This window comes from Streptomyces sp. NK15101 (genome assembly GCF_020400725.1).
Lineage (GTDB): Bacteria > Actinomycetota > Actinomycetes > Streptomycetales > Streptomycetaceae > Streptomyces.
The window spans coordinates 62,872-80,783 of the sequence record NZ_JAINVG010000004.1; the positions used below are offsets into that span (position 1 = coordinate 62,872).

A 17,912-nucleotide genomic window follows, 5' to 3' on the forward strand; every position below is an offset into this window, starting at 1 on the left:
GACCTGACATCTTCGGGAGCCCCTGGACGGTTCTTAAGGACCCCTGGACGGACGTTCATTGTCCGGACGGGGCCGCCCGGACAGGCTCGGGACCGGCACAGCCGCGACCCCCGAGGAGAGGCGAGACACCGGTGACGAGGTCCGGGCAGGAGTATCTGGAGGGACTGCGCGACGGGCGCGAGATCTGGCTCGACGGCGAGCGCGTCAAGGACGTCACCGCCCACCCCGCCTTCCGCGCCACGGCAGCCTCCTTCGCCGGACTCTTCGACCTCGCCGCCGACCCCGTGCACCGCCCCGTCCTCGTCCGGGGCGGGGTGCGCCGGGCCGGAGCCGTGCCCCGCTCGTACGAGGACCTCGTCGCCCGCCGCCGCGCCTTCCGCACGACCGCCCGGGCGAGTTACGGCTTCCTCGGCCGCACCCCCGACTACATGGCCGCCGGCGCGGCCGGATTCGCCGCCGCGCCCGCCGTCTTCACCGGAGGGACCTTCGACGGCGCCGACCACGCCCTCGCCTTCCACCGCCGGCTCGCCGAGGGCGACCTGCACACCGCGTTCACCCTCACCAACCCGGCCTCCGGCCGCGGCGAGGACGACCTCACCCTGCGGGTCGTCGAGGAACGCGACGGCGGGATCGTCGTCCGCGGCGCCAAGACCGTCGGCACCGGCGCGGTCTTCGCCGACGAACTCCTCGTCGGCACCATCGAGCCGCTCGCCGACGACGACACCGAGCACGCCGTCACCTTCTCCGTACGGCTCGACACCCCCGGCCTCAAGCTGATCTCCCGCACCTCCTACGAGGAACGCGCCCGGTCCGTCTTCGACCACCCGCTCTCCTCCCGGTACGACGAGAACGACGCGATGCTCGTCTGCGAGGACGTCTTCGTGCCCTGGGAACGGGTCCTCACCTACCGGGACCCGGCCACCACCGGCGCGATCTGGTGGCGGACCCCGGCCTACCTGAACCTCGTCCACCAGTCCGCCACCCGCTTCTGGACCAAGCTGGAGTTCCTCACCGGCCTCGCGATCCTCCTCACCCGCTCGAACGGCACCGGGGAACTGCCGCCCGTCACCCAGGCCCTCGGCCGGCTCCTCGGCATGGTCGCCCAGGCCAAGGCCTTCGTCCTCGCCGCCGAGGCCTCCTACGAGGAGGTCGACGGCGGGCGCGGCGGCGTCCGCCCCGGGCAGGAGATCTCCTTCGCCCAGCGGATCATGGCCGGCGAGCTCTACCCGCGCGCCGTCCAGGACATCAAGCTCCTCGCCGGCGGCGCCCTCGTGCAGCTCCCCGCCAGCGGCCGCGACCTCCTCCACCCCGAACTCGGACCGCTGGTCCGCCGCTACTTCGCGACCCCCGGCCACCCCGCCGAGGACCGCGTCAAGCTCCTCAAGCTCGCCTGGGACGCGCTCGGTTCGGAGTTCGCCGGCCGCCACGAGCAGTACGAGCGCTTCTACCACGGCGCCCCCCACGTCTACCTCACCATGCAGACCTGGGCCGGTTCGGCGGGGGAGTGCGAGAGCCTCGCCCGGGCCTGCCTCGACGGCTACGGCCTGGGGACGACCCGGTGACGACGCCACCACCGGCCCCACGGCGCGGAGCGCTCGCCCTGCTCGCCTCCACCCAACTGCTGCTGATCACGGACACCGCGATCGTCAACGTCGCGCTGCCCTCCGTCGGCGAGGACCTCGGCTCCGGCTCCACCGGCCTCTCCTGGGTAGCCAACGCCTACCTCATCGCCTTCGGCGGACTGCTCCTCCTCGGCGGGCGCGTCGCCGACCTCCTCGGCCACCGGCGGGTCTTCCTCGGCGGCCTCGGCCTGCTCGCCGTCGCCTCCGCCGCCGGTGGTCTCGCCCCCGGCGCCGACGCCCTCGTCGCGGCCCGCGCCGCCCAGGGCGCCGGCGCCGCCCTCGCCGCGGCCGCGGCCTTCGCCCTGCTGCTCCTGCTCTTCCCCGACGGCCCCGCCCGGCACAGGGCCCTCGGCGCCTTCGCCGCCATGGGCGGCCTCGGCGGCGTCCTCGGCACGGTCCTCGGCGGCGTCCTCACCGACGTCCTCGGCTGGCGCGCCACGTTCTGGCTGAACGTGCTCCTCGCCGCCGTCCTCGCCGCCCTCGCCCTCCGGATCCTCGACCACCGCCCCGGAGCCGTGCTCCGCGGCGGCTTCGACCTCGCCGGGGCGCTCACCGCCACCGCCGGCCTCGGCCTCGTCGCCCACGCCCTCGTCGGCGGCGCCGAGACCGGATGGCTCACCGCCCGCACCCTCGGCACCGGAGGGGCGGGCCTGGCGCTGCTGCTCGTCTTCGCCGCCGTCGAGACCCGGGCCGCCGCCCCGCTCGTCCCGCCCCGGGTCCTCGCCCGGCCCGCGCTCCGCCTTGCCAACGTCCTCGCCGCGCTCGCCCAGACCACGCTGTTCCCGATGTTCTTCCTGGTGAGCCTCTACCTCCAGAGCGTCCTCGGGTACGCGCCCCTCGGCGGCGGCCTCGGCCTCCTGCCGCTCTCCCTCGTCGTCGTCGTGGTCGCCCCGCAGACCGGCCGGATCATCCTCCGCGCCGGCCTGCACCGGACCATGACCCTCGGCTTCGTCCTGCTGTCGGCCGGGACCCTCTGGCTGGCCCTGGCGCTCACCGCCGACGGCACCTTCGCCGGCACCGTCCTCGCCCCCAGCCTCCTCCTCGGCGCGGCCCTGCCGCTGGTCGTGGTCACCACCAACGTGGCCGCCACCGCCGGGGCCGCGCCCGCCGAGACCGGACTCGCCTCCGGACTCGTCAACACCAGCCAGCAGTTCGGCTCCGTCCTCGGCCTCGCCGTCCTGGTCGCCGTCGCCACCACCCGTACCGGGGCCACCGACGCGGCCGGGGCCGCCGCCGAGACCGCCGGCTTCCGCGCCGCCCTGCTCACCGGCGCCGCCTTCGCCGCCCTGGCCGCCCTGCTCTCCGTACGCCTGCACGCACGGGAGCGGTCCACGGCACCGGCCGACCGGCTGCCCGACCCCTACTGACCCCGCTCCCCACGCCGCGATGCCCACGACCACCCGGCGAGTGAGCCGTGTCCCCCGGCACACCCAGCCCCGAAGAACGGAGGTCCCCCTTGCTCGGCGACCCGCGTCACACGACCGAGGACATACGCGCCGCCGACCCGCTGGGCGCCGACGCCCTGCTCGCCGCGGTGCCCGCGATGAACGCGCGGGCCGACACCGCCGCCCTGACCGTCGCCCTGCGCGCCCTGACACCCGACCTGGAACGGGCCGCGCAGTGGAGCGTCGGTGGCGCGCTCGCCGCGATGCGGGACCTCGGCATCCTGCTCGGCTCCCTGAAACGGCACGGCGTGCAGCCGCTGCACGCGGTCCCCGAGGCACTGCCCGTCCTGGAACTCCTCGGCCGCCGCACCGACATGGTGCCCCGCGACACCGTCCACCACTACACGACCTGGAACCCCAAGGGCCCCCGCCGCCGCACCTACACCGGCCACCCCACCGAGGCCCTCCTCCAGGACGCCGTACGGACGGTGTTCCCCGGACTCGTCGCGGCCCTCGACGACTGCGCCCGGGTCGCCCGCCTCGAACCGTACGACCCCGGCTTCGCCACCGCCCTCCACCGGATCGCCGGGCACGTGCGGGCGATGGTGGACTCCATCGACCTCACGGTCGCGCAGGTCCCGCCCGAGTACTTCGCGCTCACCCTCCGCCCCTACTTCGAGGAGGTCGAGGTCGCGGGCCGCGACTACCTCGGCCCCGCCGCAGCACAGGTCCCGCTCTGGCTGGTCGACCTGACGCTGTGGCAGTGCGACCGCTCCGACGCCGCCTACGACGCCTTCCTCGCCGAGTCCCTGCCGTACGCCCTGCCGTCCTGGCGCGCCTTCCACGCCCGGCACCGCGGCGGGATCTCCGCCGTCGGCAAGCTGTCGGCGGCCGTCAGCTGGGAGGGCGCCGACCGGCTGCCGCCCACGCTCACCGCCTCGGCCGAGGCGCTCGGCCGCGTCCTGCGGATCCTGAAGACCTTCCGGGCCCGCCACCTCGGCATCGCCCGCAAGGCGTACAGCGACGGCGTGCGCCTGTACGAGGAGGGCAGCGGCGGCGCCCCCGTCACGCTGCTGCGCTCGATCCTGGACCTGACCAGGGAGAACGAGACCATGGTGCGCCGCGCCACCGAGCGGCGCCGTCCCGTCGGCATGCCCGTCGGCCACCCGGCCTAGGGGATGTCCTGCCGGTCAGGCCGGGCCCGCGGCGCCCGGCACCGCGCCCCGACGCGTCGTCGTCGGTCGCCGACGCCCCGCGCCGCCTCCCTCCGCCGCCTCGCGAGGCGGCCCCTCGGCCCCGGCGGGCCCGGGGAGACCCCGGGCACCGGACACCGCTCCCCGATCCGGCCCGACCGGCAAGACACCCCCCCACCACGCGAAGGAGCAGTCGTCATGTCCCCCCGCACCCCGGCCCACCCCGGCCACGGCCCCCACATCCTCATCGCCGGCGGCGGCGTCGCCGGCCTCACCGCCGCCCTCGCGCTGCACGCCGCCGGATTCGAGCGGGTCACCGTCGTCGAGGCCGCCGCGGCCATCCGCCCCGTCGGCGCCGGACTCAACCTGATGCCGAACGCCGTCCGCGAACTCGACGCCCTCGGCCTCCTCGACGCCCTGGAGGCGGGCGCCCTGCGCACCCGCGAGCTGCGCTACTACCACCGCTCGGGCAGCCTGATATCCCGGGAACCGCGCGGCCTGGGCGCCGGCTACCGCTGGCCCCAGCTGTCCGTCCACCGCGGCCACCTCCAGCAGGTCCTGGCCGGCGCCGTCCGCGCCCGGCTCGGCACCGCGGCCCTGGTCACGGGCGTCAAGGTGACCGGCGTCGAACCGCTCCCCGACGGGCGGCCCCGGCTGCGCCTGGAGCACCGCGAAGGACCCGTCCGGGGCCGGGCCTCCCTCGAACCGGACGTCCTCGTCGGCGCCGACGGCATCCGCTCCGCCGTCCGCGCGGCACTCAACCCCGCGGAGGGCGGGCCCCCGTGGAACGGGATGCTCGTGTGGCGGGGAGTCTCCCGGATGCCCGCGCGGGCCGTGGGCTCCTTCATGCTCATCGCGGGCGACGACCGGCAGAAGGCCGTCGTCTACCCCATGAGCCGGCCCACCGGACCCGGCCGCGAGGTCCTCGTGAACTGGGCGCTCGCCCGCCCGGCCGACACCCCCGCGGCCGCCGGCGAGGATCGGCTGCGGGGCGACTGGAACCGGGCCGTCCCCGTCGAGACCTTCCTCCCGCACTACGAGGGCTGGGAGTTCGACGGCGTCGACGTCCCCGCCGTCCTGCGCGCCGCCGACACCGCGCACGAGTACCCGATGGTCGACCGCGACCCCCTCGACCGGTGGACCCACGGCCGCACCACCCTCATCGGCGACGCCGCCCACGCCATGTACCCCATCGGCTCCAACGGGGCCACCCAGTCGATCGTCGACGCCCGCGCCCTCGCCCACGCCCTCGCCCGGCACCCCGACGACCCCGCCGAGGGCCTCGCCGCGTACGAGCGCGAGCGCCGCCCCGCCATGACCGCGCTCCAGCACGCCAACCGGCAGCTCGGCCCCGAGGTGGTCATCGACCTCGCCCACGCCCGCGCCCCGCACGGCTTCACCGACGTCCACCAGGTCATCCCCGCCGAGGAACTCGCCGCCATCGCCGGCCGGTACGCCGTCACCGGAGCCTTCGACCCGGCCACCGTCAACCAGGGCTCCCCCTACGGGACCGCCGTCCCCGCCCCCTGACGCCCCCGACGCCCCGTGGTCCGACGGGCGGGCGTGCCCTACCGTCGGAGCGGCACGCCGGACGCACAGCGTGGTGCGCCCGCTCCGCTCCGTACTCGCCTGCGAAGGTGGACAACGTGAAGGCAATCCGTCGATTCACCGTGCGTCCCGTCCTCCCCGACACCCTTCGACCCCTCGCCGACCTCGCCCACAACCTGCGCTGGTCCTGGCACGAGCCCACCCGGGAGCTCTTCGAATCCCTCGCCCCCGAGGGGCTGACCGGCGCCGACCCCGTCCGGGTCCTCGCCGCCCTGGAGGCGCCCCGGCTCACCGCGCTCGCCGCGGACCAGGACTTCCTGGCCCGGCTGCGGGCCGCCGCCGAGGACCTCGACCACTATCTGCACGCCCCCCGCTGGTACCAGGGCCGGCCCGGCGACGCCCCGGCCGCCGTCGCCTACTTCTCGCCCGAGTTCGGCGTCGCCGCCGCCCTGCCCCAGTACTCCGGCGGCCTCGGCATCCTCGCCGGCGACCACCTCAAGTCCGCGAGCGACCTCGGCGTCCCGCTGATCGGCGTCGGCCTGCTCTACCGGCACGGCTACTTCCGGCAGTCCCTCGGCCGCGACGGCTGGCAGCAGGAGCAGTACCCCGTCCTCGACCCCGGCGAACTGCCGGTCACCCTGCTCCGCGAGGCCGACGGCACCCCCGCCCGGATCACCCTCGCCCTGCCCGGCGGCCGCAGCCTCCACGCCCACCTGTGGATCGCCCGGGCCGGCCGCGTCCCGCTCCTCATGCTCGACTCCGACGTCGAGGAGAACGCCCCCGGCGAACGGAGCGTCACCGACCGGCTGTACGGCGGCGGCAGCGAGCACCGGCTCCTCCAGGAGATGCTCCTCGGCATCGGCGGCGTCCGCGCCGTCCGCACCTACACCCGGCTCACCGGCCACCCCGCCCCCGAGGTCTTCCACACCAACGAGGGCCACGCCGGCTTCCTCGGCCTCGAACGCGTCCGCGAACTCCAGGGCGAGGGACTCGACTTCGACAGCGCCCTGGAGACCGTCCGGGCCGGGACCGTCTTCACCACCCACACCCCCGTCCCGGCCGGCATCGACCGCTTCGACCGGGCCCTCGTCGCCCGCCACCTCGGCGACGACGGCGCCCTTCCCGGCGTCGACCTCGGCCGGATCCTGGCCCTCGGCGACGAGACCCCGCTCGGCGGCGAACCCGACGTCTTCAACATGGCCGCCATGGGCCTGCGCCTCGCCCAGCGCGCCAACGGCGTCTCCACCCTCCACGGCGCCGTCAGCCGCTCCATGTTCGCCGGCCTCTGGCCGGGCTTCGACGCCGACGAGGTGCCGATCACCTCCGTCACCAACGGCGTCCACGCCCCCACCTGGGTCGCCCCCGAAGTGGCCCGGCTCGACCCGGACGCGAGCGACCGCGAGCTGTGGGAGCTGCGCCGCACCCTCCGCGAGCGGCTCGTGGCCGACGTACGGGAACGGCTGCGGGCCTCCTGGCGGCAGCGCGGCGCGGCCGCCGCCGAACTCGGCTGGACCGAGTCCGTCCTCGACCCCGACGTCCTCACCATCGGCTTCGCCCGACGCGTCCCCTCGTACAAGCGGCTCACCCTGATGCTGCGGGACAAGGACCGGCTGCGGTCCCTCCTCCTCCACCCCGAGCGGCCCGTCCAGCTCGTCGTCGCCGGCAAGGCCCACCCCGCCGACGACGGCGGGAAGCGGCTCGTGCAGGAACTCGTCCGGTTCGCCGACGACCCCCGGGTCCGGCACCGGATCGTCTTCCTGCCCGACTACGGCATGGAGATGGCCCGCGGCCTCTACCCCGGCTGCGACGTCTGGCTCAACAACCCGCTGCGCCCGCTGGAGGCCTGCGGCACCAGCGGCATGAAGGCCGCCCTCAACGGCTGCCTCAACCTCTCCGTCCTCGACGGCTGGTGGGACGAGTGGTTCCGGCCCGACTTCGGCTGGGCCATCCCCACCGCCGACGGCGCGGCCGCCGCCGACGAGGACCGCCGCGACGACCTGGAGGCCGCCGCCCTCTACGAGCTGATCGAGCGCCGGGTCGCCCCCCGCTTCTACGACCGGGGCCCCGACGGGGTGCCGGTCGCCTGGACGGCCATGGTCCGGCGCACCCTCGCCGACCTCGGCCCGAAGGTGCTCGCCGACCGCATGGTCCGCGAGTACGTCGAGAAGCTGTACGTGCCCGCCGCAGGCGCCCGCCGGGCCCTCACCCCGGCCCGGGCGCGGGACCTCGCCGCCTGGAAGGCCCGGGTCCGGGAGGCCTGGCCCCGGGTGGCCGTCGACCACGTCGAGGTCGGCGACGGGCTCGCGGACGACCTCGCCGACGCGGAGCTGGGCGCGACGCCCGTCGTCCGGGTCCGGGTGGCGCTCGGCGCGCTCGGCCCCGACGACGTCGAGGTCCAGGCCGTCACCGGACGCGTCGACGCCGACGACACCCTCGCCGCCACCCGGACCGTCACCCTCAAGCCGGCCGGCGGCCCCGACCTGGAGGGACGGCTGCCCTACGCGGGCACCCTGGAACTCGATCGGACGGGCTCCTTCGGCTGCACGGTCCGCGTCCTGCCCGCCCACCCGCTGCTCGCCCAGCCGGCCGAACTCGGCCTCGTGGCGCTGCCGTCGGAGACGACGGGGGAGGGGGCGGGAGTGCTGCTGAGGTAGCTCCTAGGGGACCTCCGCCTTGTCGGCGAGGTGCCCGTCGACGAAGCACAGCCGGTACACCGGGATCGCGGCCAGCATCGTGGACCGGTAGTACCGGCACTCGTCCATGCCGGGCGGCTCCGCCGGGGCGCGCTGCGGCCTGCCGTCCAGCGGGTGGTCGGGCAGCCCGTCGGAGAGCTCGGTGATCTCCGCGAGCGACTGCCCGACCCGCATCCGGGCGTAGTCCTCCGGCTCCAGGTACGACCGGGCCTGCGTCCACAGGGCGACGCCCGCCATCAGCAGGCCGAGACCGGCGAGGAGCGCGAGCGGGATCCAGATCGCCCGCGCGAGGCCCTTGCGGACCTCGCGGCGGGCCCGGTCCAGCTCCCGCGCGGACCGCGGCGCGGCCGGCAGCGGCGCCGGGGCGCTCCGGGGCAGGACGGCCTCCAGGACGAAACCGCCGTCCCCGGTGACCCCGTGCGCCAGCGTCCCGCCCGCGAGCCGCACCCGCTCGTCGAGCCCGACGAGCCCGGTCCCGCCGGAGGGCAGCGTCGCTCCCGCCGATCCGCGGCCGCTCACCACCCTGACCCGGACGCTCGTCCCGTCCTCGGTGACGGCGACCGAGACCGCCGCGCCCGGCGCGTGCTTGGCCGCGTTCGTCAGGCCCTCCTGGACCACCCGGCGCAGGGCGAGGCCCGACATCCCCGGCAGCGTCGGCACCGGTGTCGTGGTGAGCGTGACGGCCAGCCCCGAGGCCCGGGCGCGGGCCGTCAGCTCCTCGACCGTCTCCCCGGCCGGGGTCGTCGGCGCCACGGCGTCGTCCTCGCGCAGGACGCCGATGATGTCCCGCAGCCGGGCCGTCGCGTCCGCCGCCGCGCGCCGCAGCTCGCCGGCCGCGTCCTGCTGGGCGGGACCGAGCGCCGGATCGACCTCCAGGGCGCCCGCGCGGACCGCGATCAGGGCCAGGTCGTGGCCCAGGGAGTCGTGCATGTCGCCCGCGATCCGGGAGCGCTCCCGCAGCCGCTCCCGGTCGGCGACGGCCGCCTGCTCCCGTTCCATCCGGTCGGCCAGCTCCCAGCCGCTGCGCACCAGCCGGTCGTACTGGCGCACGTAACGGCCGATCAGCCAGGGCGCCACGATCGCGAGGGCCAGCGAGAGCAGCAGCGTGAACCACTGGCCCGGCGAGGCGTGCGTGACCACCGTCAGGACGAGCCCCGCCGCCGCGACCGCGCCGAACAGCCACAGCGCCGCCCGCGCCCGCTCCTGCCGCCGCCCGGCGAGGTAGCCGAAGGCGATCAGGGCCAGGCTGTACGAGGCGGTGAACAGTTCCGGGGTGGACCACAGGCTCACCGCGACCGTGACCGCGACCGGCACCGGCGGCCACCTCCGGCTGACCGCGACACAGCCGCCGAGGAGCGTCACGCCGACGACGACCCCGGCCCAGCTCCCGCCGTCGTTCGGGTCCGACCCCAGCAGGACGGGCACGCACAGGAGCAGCCACAGTCCCAGGTCGAAGAGGCGCTCACGCACCGGGGACCAGGCCCGCCTCGTACGCCAGGACCGCGAGCTGGACCCGGTTGCGCAGGCCGAGCCTGCCGAGGACGGCGCTCACGTGCGCTTTCACGGTGCCCTCGACGACGTGCAGGCGGGCGGCGATCTCCTGGTTGGAGAGTCCGGCGCCGAGGAGGGCGACGACCTCCCGCTCCCGGCCCGTGAGGGGTTCCAGCCGGGTCCGCGCCTCGGCCGCGCGGGTGAACCGCTCGCCGCCGAGGGTGTCGATGACCCGTCGGGCGACCGTGGGGGAGAGGGCGGCACCGCCCCCGGCCACGGCCCGGACCCCGGCGATCAGCTCGCGCGGGTCCCCGGACTTGAGGAGGAAGCCGCTCACGCCGCTGCCGAGCGCCCGCGCGATGTAGGCGTCCTCGGAGAAGGTGGTGAGCATGACGACGGCCGCGTCCGGCACCGTCGCCCGCAGTTCCTCGGCCGCGCCGAGCCCGTCGAGCCGGGGCATCCGGATGTCGAGCAGGACGACGTCGGGCCGGTGCCGGTGGGCGAGTTCGACGGCCTCGTGTCCGTCGCCGGCCTCGGCCACCACCTCGATCCCGGGATCGGCGGCGAGGATGGCCCGCACCCCGGCCCGGATCATCGTCTCGTCGTCGGCGAGCAGCACCCTGATCATGCCGCCAGGGTATGCAGACGCGCGGGCGCCCGGAGGGAAACGATCCCTCCGGGCGCCCGTCCCGTGCGATGCGGCTTACGGGAAGGTCAGCTTGAAGCTGTTGATGTAGCCGGTGTCGATCGACGCCTTGTCCTGGACGCGGAGCTTCCAGGCACCGTTGGCGACCTCGGTGGAGGCGTTCACGGTGTAGGTCTGGTTGATGTTGTCGGCGCTGCCGCCGGACCGGTTGTGCAGGTTGTAGACCGAGCCGTCGGGGGCGATGAGGTCGACGACCAGGTCACCGATGTAGGTGTGGACGATGTCCACGCCGACCTTGAGGGTCGAGGGCGCGTTGCCGGTGATGCCGGTGACGTTGACCGTCGAGGTGACCGCGACGCCGTTGTCCGGGATGGACACGTCGGCGTCGTTGGTGAACACCGTGCCGCCGCCGGGGCCGCCGGGGCGGGAGCCGACGTTGACGGCCGCCCAGGCGTTCTCCACGGCCAGGACCTCGGCGCTGCCCGCGCCGTACAGCTCGGTGGCCGCCGCGACGGTGCCCGTGCGGGCGCCGGCGTAGTTGGTGGAGGAGCCCCACTTGGTGGTGAGCGCCTTGAACCAGATCATCCGGGCCTTGTCGATGCCGATGCCGGTGACCGGCAGGCCGTCGGAGGTCGGCGAGTCGTAGCTCACGCCGTTGACGGTCTTGGCGCCGCTGCCCTCGGAGAGCAGGTAGAAGAAGTGGTTCGCCGGACCCGAGGAGTAGTGGACGTCGATGGAGCCGATGCCCGAGTACCACGCGTCCTTGGACGAGCCGTCCTTGCTCGGCTTGTCCATGTAGCGCAGCGGGGTGCCGTTGCCGCGGATGTCGATCTTCTCGCCGACGAGGTAGTCGCCCTTGTCGTTGGCGTTGTTGGCGTGGAACTCGACCGCCGCCGCCATGATGTCCGAGGTGGCCTCGTTGAGGCCGCCGGACTCGCCGCTGTAGACCAGGCCGGCGGTGTTGGAGGTGACGCCGTGCGTCATCTCGTGCGCGGCCACGTCGATGGACGTCAGCGGCTTGGCGTTGTTGGTGCCGTCGCCGTACGTCATGCAGAAGCAGGAGTCGGACCAGAAGGCGTTGACGTACGCGTTGCCGTAGTGGACGCGGGAGTACGCGCCGACGCCGTCACCGCGGATGCCGGAGCGGCCGTGCACGTTCTTGTAGTAGTCCCACGTGAGGGCGGCACCGTAGTGCGCGTCCGCGCCCGCGGTCTCCAGGTTGGACGGCAGGCCGTTGCCCCAGGTGTCGGTGCTGTTGGTGAACAGCGTGCCGGTGCCGGAGGTGCCGCGGTTGAGGTTGTACGTCTTGTGGTTGCCGCGCGCGGTGTCGGTCAGCGTGTACGAGGGCGCGGTGCCGAGGGTCACCTGGCCGCTGTACTGCGTGTTGCCGATGCCGGTCTCGATGGCCTGCCACTCGTAGAGCTTCGCGCCGGTCTTCGCGTCCGTCACGACGTGCAGCTCGTTCGGGGTGCCGTCGTGCTGGATGCCGCCGACGACGGTCTCGTACGCGAGGACGGGAGCGCCCTGGGCCATCCACACGACCTTGCGCGGGGCACGGTCGGCGGTGGTCTTCTTCGAGCCCTCCGCGGCGGCGAGGCCGAGGGCCTGCTTCTCGGCGGCGGCCGGGGCGACGTCGGCGGCGAGGTCGACGTTCTTGAGCTCGGCGCGGTTGGACTTGATGACCCCGGTCGTGGCGCCGGCCTTGGTCTCGGCGACGATCAGGTCACCGCCGAGGACGGGCAGCCCGGCGTAGGTGCGCTCGTAGCGCGTGTGGGTCGTGCCGTCGCGGTCCTGGACGACGTCGCGGACGACCAGCTTCTCCTGGGCGCCGAGGCCGAGGGACTTGGCCGTGGCGGCCTTGTCCGCGTCCGCCGCCTTGATGAGCGCGGCGCGCTCGGCGGGGGAGAGGTCGGCCGGGAGCTTGCCGGGGTTGACCTTGCCGGCGGAGGCCGCCTGGGGGGCCGCTCCGAAGGTGCCGGCGGAGGCGGTGCCGGCCTGGACGCCGAGGGTGAGCATGGCGGCGGCGGCGATCAGAGCGCCGGTCGCGGTGGCGCGACGGCTGGGCGTGGATCTCACGCAGACTCCTTAAGCGAGGGGGGTACCGGCGGACTTGGGTGAGTCCGTCCGGGCGGAGCAAGGAGAGCTGTGGAGCGGGTACTCGTGACGCGGAACCCGGCGGGGGCGGGACCGTCGGGCCCGAACCCGTTCGAGTGACGCGGTGAACGGTGGTGCGAAGAACCGGGGAGAGAGTGACAGGGATGACGGGTACCTGTCAGGACTGTGGCGAGAAGTTGGCCGGAAATCGTCCGCTGTCCGAATGCCCGTGTTCGTTAAGCGGACGTTTCCTCGATCATGGCCGCGATGCCGTCCAACGTTCTGCGGAGCCCGAATTCGAAGAGACTCTCCAGACTGAGCTCGAAGCCCCCGTCATGGGTGACGGCATCGAGCAGGGGATACGGACCACCCGACTGCATCGCGTCGAACCGTGGCTCATTCTGTTCCATCCACTCGCCGTCCGACAGGCCCGTGTCGAGCCGCGCCGGGAGCCGATGGTCCTCGCCGGCGGGGCGGTGCCGGTGCTGTTGCGGTGAGCCCGTGGGCGGGCGTGGGGGGGCATGGAGGGTTCCGCGTTCGGGACTGCACGACTTACGGCGCCGGGGCGCCACACATCACGCTTCACGTCCCGAACGCGGAACCCTCCACACCCCCCTTCTGTCCGTCCGCCCTCAACCCACCAGGCTGTCCCGCCACGCCTGGTGCAGGCCCGCGTAGTGGCCGTCGCCCTTCACCAGCGTCGACGGGGGGCCGTCCTCCACGATCCGGCCCGACTCCATCACCAGGACGCGGTCCGCCACCTCGACCGTCGACAGGCGGTGCGCGATGACCACCGCCGTACGGCCCGCCAGGACCGTGTCCATCGCCCGCTGCACCGCCCGCTCGCCCGGCACGTCCAGGGAACTGGTCGCCTCGTCCAGGATCAGGACCGCCGGGTCCGCGAGCAGGGCGCGGGCGAAGGCCACCAGTTGGCGTTGGCCGGCCGAGATGCGACCGCCGCGCTTGCGGACGTCCGTGTCGTAGCCGTCCGGGAGGCCGGTGATGAACTCGTGGGCCCCGATGGCCTTAGCCGCCGCTTCGATCTCGCCGCGGGTCGCGTCCGGGCGGCCGATCGCGATGTTGTCCGCGACCGTGCCGGAGAAGAGGAACGCCTCCTGGGTGACCATCACGATCCCGCGGCGGAGGTCGGGTGTCGTGAGGTCGCGGAGGTCCACGCCGTCGAGCCTGACCTGGCCTTCCGTCGGGTCGTAGAAGCGGGCCAGCAGTTTCGCCAGTGTCGACTTGCCCGCGCCCGTCGCGCCGACCACCGCGACCGTCTGGCCGGCCGGGATCGTCAGGTCGAAGCGGGGGAGGACCTCGCCGCCCGTCCGGTAGGCGAAGCTCACCGAGTCGAAGACGACCTCCCTGCCGGGTGCCCCGGCGCGCCGGGGGAGTTCGCGGGGTGCCGTCGTCTCCGGGACCCCCGGCTCCTGGGCCAGGAGGCCGGCGATCTTGGTGAGGGAGGCCGCCGCCGACTCGTACGAGTTGAGGAACATGCCGAGGCGGTCGATCGGGTCGTACAGGCGGCGCATGTAGAGGACCGCCGCGGCGAGCACGCCCAGTTCGAGTGTGCCGGCCGCCACTCGGTACGCCCCCCAGAGGCACATGCCGGCCACCGCCGTGTTCGCCACCAGGCGCGAGCCGACCACGTAGCGGGCCATTTCGAGGAGGGCGTCGCCGTTGCTCCGCTCGTGGCGGTGGTTGAGCGCTGCGAACTCGGCGTCGTTGGCCCGTTCCCGGCGGAACGCCCTGACCGGGCGGATGCCGTTCATCGTCTCCGCGAACTTCACGATCACGCCCGCGATGGCCGTGGAACGCTCCGCGTACACCTCGCCCGCGCGCCGCCGGTAGAGCCGGATGAGGAGGTGGAGGGGGAGGAAGGAGGCGACCGCCACCGCTCCGATGCCCCAGTCCAGGGAGAGGAGGATCAGGGAGATCGAGACGAAGGAGAGGACCACGCCGATCAGTTCCTGCAGGCCCTCCGAGAGGAGCTCGCGGAGGGACTCGACGTCCGTGGTCGAGCGGGAGATCAGCCGGCCCGAGGTGTAGCGCTCGTGGAAGTCGACGCTCAGCACCTGCGCGTGCCGGAAGATCCGGCCGCGCAGGTCGAGCAGCGCGTCCTGGTTGATGCGGGCCGCTCCGCGTACGAAGGCGTACTGGAGGGCGCCCGACAGGGTGGCGCAGAGGAGGTAGCCGGTGGCCACGGCGATGACGGGCCCGTGGTCCCCCGCGCGGAAGGCCGGGACGCCGCGGTCGATGGCGTACGCGACGAGCAGCGGGCCCGCCTGCAGCGCCGCCTCCCTGACGAGGAGGATCAGGGCCGCGACCACGACCCGCCCGCGGTGGGGGGCGAGGAGGGAGCGGAGCAGGGCCCCGGTCGCTCCCGGGGGTGCGGGCAGGTCGTCGCGGTCGAAGGGGTCGGACGGTGCGGCCGGGGCCTTCGTCGTCTTCTCTTCGAGCGTGGTGTCCGTCATCGGTTCCCGTTCCCCTCGCCGGACATCAGCCAGGCGTACTCGGCGCTGCTGCGCAGCAGTTCCTGATGGGTGCCCACGGCCGCGATCCGGCCGTGCGAGAGCAGCGCCACCCGGTCGGCGAGCATCACCGTCGACGGGCGGTGCGCCACGACCAGGGCCGTCGTCTCCTTGAGGACCTCCCGCAGGGCCGCCTCGACCCGGGCCTCCGTGTGGACGTCGAGCGCCGAGAGCGGGTCGTCCAGGACCAGGAACCGGGGCTTGCCGACCACCGCGCGGGCCAGGGCGAGCCGCTGCCGCTGGCCGCCGGAGAGGCTGAGACCCTGCTCGCCGACCTGGGTCGCGGTCCCCTCGGGCAGCCGGTCGACGAAGCCGTCCGCCTGGGCGACGCCCAGGGCGCGGCGCAGTTCCTGGTCGCCGGCTCCTTCCGCGCCCATCAGGACGTTCTCGCCGACGCTCGCGGAGAACAGCGTCGGTTCCTCGAACGCCATGGAGACGAGGGAGCGGAGCTTCTCCCGTTCCATGAGGGCGGTGTCCTCGCCGTCGAGGAGGATGCGGCCGGCCGTCGCCTCGTGCAGGCGGGGCACGAGGGCCGTGAGGGTGGTCTTGCCGGAGCCGGTGCCGCCGACCAGGGCCAGTGTCTCGCCGGGGCGGATGTGGAGGTCGACGCCGTCCAGAACGGGGGGCGTCCCCTCGGGGGCGTCCGGGTAGCGGAAGGTGACGCCCTCGAAGCGGACCCCGTCCGGGGCGCCGACGTCCTCGGAGGCGGCGGCCGTGTCCGGTTCCTCCTCGGCGTCCATCACCTCGAAGTAGCGTTCCGTCGCGGTCGCCGCCTCCTGACTCATCGCGAGGAGGAAGCCGATCGACTCCACCGGCCAGCGCAGCGCCAGGGCCGTCGACAGGAACGCGACGAGGGTGCCCGCCGACAGGTCCCCGTCGGCGACCTGGACGGTGCCGAGCACGAGGGCGGCCCCGATGGCCAGTTCCGGTACGACGGTGATGACGGCCCAGATCATGGCGAGCAGCCGCGCCTTGGCCAGTTCCGTGCCGCGGAGGTGTCCGGAGAGTTCGCGGAACGCCTTCGCCTGGCTGCGGTGGCGGCCGAAGCCCTTCACGATCCGGATGCCGAGGACGCTCTCCTCGACGACCGTCGTCAGGTCGCCGACCTGGTCCTGTGCCCTGCGCGCCACGATCCCGTACCGGCGCTCGAAGAGGTTGGAGAGGAGCACGAGCGGGAGCACGGGCGTGAGGAGCACGAGGCCGAGGGTCCAGTCCTGGGTCAGGAGGAGGACATAACCGGCCAGGATCGTCACGCCGTTGACCAGGAGGAACGTCAGCGGGAAGGCCAGGAACATCCGGACCAGCATCAGGTCCGTCGTCCCGCGCGAGAGCAGCTGTCCGGAGGCCCACCGGTCGTGGAAGGCGATCGGGAGGCGCTGGAGCCTGCCGTACAGGTCGGCGCGCATCCGGGCCTCCACGGCGGACAGCGGGCGGGCCACCAGCCAGCGGCGGAAGCCGAACAGGACGGCCTCGGCGATCCCCAGGAGCAGCAGGTACAGCGCGCCGAGCCAGACGCCCCCGGGGTTCCGGTCCGCGACGGGGCCGTCGACCAGCCACTTCAGGACGAGCGGGATGACGAGCGACAGACAGGAGGCGACGATCGCGACGACCGCGGCCGTGAACAGGCGGCCCCGGACGGGCCGCACGTACGGCCAGAGACGGAGCAGGACGCGGGTCGTCGAGCGGTCGGGACGTGGGGGGATCGGTTTCTCGGGCATCAGGTCCGACCATACGGTTCGCCACTGTCACGCCTCACCCGATTTTCGGTGCCGTCCGGCCTTGTCCCCGCGAAGCCGCACGTCGGAGACTTGCGCGACCCCGCACGGGGTCCAGACACAAGGGGCGGCACCTCACATGACCACACTCGACAGTTACGGCGACCGCTGCGAGCGGCTCTTCCTCGCCGGCGGCACGGCGGCCGTCCGGCGGGCCGCTCAGGAGGGCCTCGACGAGCTCGGCCCCCACCCGGACCTGTACTGCTGGCTCGCGCTCGGCCACGTGGCGGAGGACGAGGACGACCACGACGACGCCGCCGAGAAGGCCTTCCGCGCCGGCCTCGCCCTGGACGCCGACCACCTCGGGCTCCTCGCCGGATACGCCGAGTTGTGCCTGCGCGCCGACGGCTTCGACCACCCGGGCCGCGCCGCCCGTGCCGCCGCGCTCTCCCGGCGCGTCAAGGAACTGGATCCTGGATCCGCCGAGTCCGACCGGGTCACCGCAGTCGAACGCTGGGCCCGCCGCGGCTACTGGGACGACCTGCGGATGAACGTCGCACGCGAGGCCGTCGCCTCGCGGGAGAGCCACGCCACGACGGTGACCCAGGCCCGCGCCCTCACCGACGCCCTCGCGAAGGACGGCACCGGCACCGCCCTGGCTGCCGCCCGCGCCGCCGAGGCCGCCGACCCGGTCGACCGGGAGGCCGCCGTGCGCGCCACGACGCTCGAAGCCCTCGCGGGCCCGTGGAACGCACCCGTACGGATCCTCGGGCGCCACCGTCCGGCCGCCTGGGCGGTCTCCGTCCTGCTCGCCTTCGTCACCAACCAGCTGCTCCGCCAGACCGGCGTCGTCGACTCGTTCAGCGTCTGGGGCTACGCGTGGCTGGTCCCGGTCCTCCTCGTCGACCGGCGCTTCGCCGCCGTCCGCAGGGAGGCCGAGGCCCGCCACCTCGCCCGTCTCGAAGCGGCCCTCGCCGCCCGGGACTGATCCGCC

The 17,912-nt window shown here is 74.2% G+C and carries 12 protein-coding genes; 6 read left to right on the forward strand and 6 right to left on the reverse strand.

Going from position 1 to position 17,912, the window contains the following annotated elements; genetic code table 11:
* Window positions 1-131 precede the first annotated feature (131 nt).
* From K7G60_RS03145 to glgP, 5 genes are all read left to right on the forward strand, one after another.
* A complete protein-coding gene (locus K7G60_RS03145) occupies window positions 132-1,562 on the forward strand; it encodes a 4-hydroxyphenylacetate 3-hydroxylase family protein (RefSeq protein ID WP_225799218.1) in 1,431 nt (476 codons plus the stop codon).
* Window positions 1,559-2,989 (forward strand): MFS transporter, encoded by a 1,431-nt coding sequence (locus K7G60_RS03150; RefSeq protein WP_308080062.1) that lies wholly within the window; start codon window positions 1,559-1,561, stop codon window positions 2,987-2,989. The genes K7G60_RS03145 and K7G60_RS03150 overlap by 4 nt, the downstream gene beginning before the upstream one ends.
* An 89-nt stretch (window positions 2,990-3,078) precedes the next feature.
* On the forward strand, window positions 3,079-4,182 hold the full coding sequence (locus K7G60_RS03155) for a monodechloroaminopyrrolnitrin synthase PrnB family protein (RefSeq protein WP_225799219.1): 1,104 nt from the start codon (window positions 3,079-3,081) through the stop codon (window positions 4,180-4,182).
* Window positions 4,183-4,398: 216 nt separating this feature from the next.
* The gene (locus tag K7G60_RS03160; RefSeq protein ID WP_225799220.1) at window positions 4,399-5,730 is read left to right on the forward strand and encodes an FAD-dependent monooxygenase; all 1,332 of its coding nucleotides are present in this window, start codon (window positions 4,399-4,401) and stop codon (window positions 5,728-5,730) included.
* Between the two features lie 116 nt (window positions 5,731-5,846).
* On the forward strand, window positions 5,847-8,402 hold the full coding sequence (glgP, locus tag K7G60_RS03165; protein WP_225799221.1) for an alpha-glucan family phosphorylase: 2,556 nt from the start codon (window positions 5,847-5,849) through the stop codon (window positions 8,400-8,402).
* Between the two features lie 3 nt (window positions 8,403-8,405).
* Here the strand turns inward: glgP and K7G60_RS03170 are convergent, their stop codons facing one another.
* From K7G60_RS03170 to K7G60_RS39355, 6 genes are all read right to left on the reverse strand, one after another.
* Window positions 8,406-9,911: a histidine kinase gene (locus tag K7G60_RS03170; protein ID WP_225799222.1), complete on the reverse strand. Its 1,506-nt coding sequence runs from the start codon at window positions 9,909-9,911 to the stop codon at window positions 8,406-8,408.
* Window positions 9,904-10,560 carry a response regulator transcription factor gene (locus tag K7G60_RS03175; protein ID WP_225799223.1) on the reverse strand — a complete coding sequence of 219 codons (657 nt, stop codon included), beginning with the start codon at window positions 10,558-10,560 and terminating at the stop codon, window positions 9,904-9,906. Before K7G60_RS03175 ends, K7G60_RS03170 begins: the two co-directional genes overlap by 8 nt.
* A 75-nt stretch (window positions 10,561-10,635) precedes the next feature.
* Window positions 10,636-12,654, reverse strand: coding sequence for a M4 family metallopeptidase (locus K7G60_RS03180; RefSeq protein ID WP_225799224.1), 2,019 nt, complete (start codon window positions 12,652-12,654; stop codon window positions 10,636-10,638).
* Between the two features lie 254 nt (window positions 12,655-12,908).
* On the reverse strand, window positions 12,909-13,082 hold the full coding sequence (locus K7G60_RS39345) for a TetR/AcrR family transcriptional regulator C-terminal domain-containing protein (RefSeq protein ID WP_374115571.1): 174 nt from the start codon (window positions 13,080-13,082) through the stop codon (window positions 12,909-12,911).
* A 222-nt stretch (window positions 13,083-13,304) separates the two neighbouring features.
* Entirely contained in the window at window positions 13,305-15,146 is a 1,842-nt protein-coding gene (locus tag K7G60_RS39350) for an ABC transporter ATP-binding protein (RefSeq protein WP_374115572.1), read from the reverse strand.
* The gene (locus K7G60_RS39355; RefSeq protein ID WP_374115573.1) at window positions 15,143-16,921 is read right to left on the reverse strand and encodes an ABC transporter ATP-binding protein; all 1,779 of its coding nucleotides are present in this window, start codon (window positions 16,919-16,921) and stop codon (window positions 15,143-15,145) included. The genes K7G60_RS39350 and K7G60_RS39355 overlap by 4 nt, the downstream gene beginning before the upstream one ends.
* Before the next feature lie 136 nt (window positions 16,922-17,057).
* Between K7G60_RS39355 and K7G60_RS03195 the strand changes: the two genes are divergently transcribed.
* Window positions 17,058-17,906 (forward strand): hypothetical protein, encoded by an 849-nt coding sequence (locus K7G60_RS03195; protein ID WP_225799226.1) that lies wholly within the window; start codon window positions 17,058-17,060, stop codon window positions 17,904-17,906.
* Window positions 17,907-17,912 lie beyond the last annotated feature (6 nt).

What these genes read in the sequence shown, in the direction of transcription:
- K7G60_RS03160 (WP_225799220.1), top strand. Translation starts at nt 4,399, where the DNA reads ATGTCCCCCCGCACCCCGGCCCACCCCGGCCACGGCCCCCACATCCTC.
- K7G60_RS03175 (WP_225799223.1), bottom strand. Translation starts at nt 10,560, where the DNA reads ATGATCAGGGTGCTGCTCGCCGACGACGAGACGATGATCCGGGCCGGG.
- K7G60_RS39345 (WP_374115571.1), bottom strand. Translation starts at nt 13,082, where the DNA reads ATGGAACAGAATGAGCCACGGTTCGACGCGATGCAGTCGGGTGGTCCG.
- K7G60_RS39350 (WP_374115572.1), bottom strand. Translation starts at nt 15,146, where the DNA reads ATGACGGACACCACGCTCGAAGAGAAGACGACGAAGGCCCCGGCCGCA.
- K7G60_RS39355 (WP_374115573.1), bottom strand. Translation starts at nt 16,921, where the DNA reads ATGCCCGAGAAACCGATCCCCCCACGTCCCGACCGCTCGACGACCCGC.
- K7G60_RS03195 (WP_225799226.1), top strand. Translation starts at nt 17,058, where the DNA reads ATGACCACACTCGACAGTTACGGCGACCGCTGCGAGCGGCTCTTCCTC.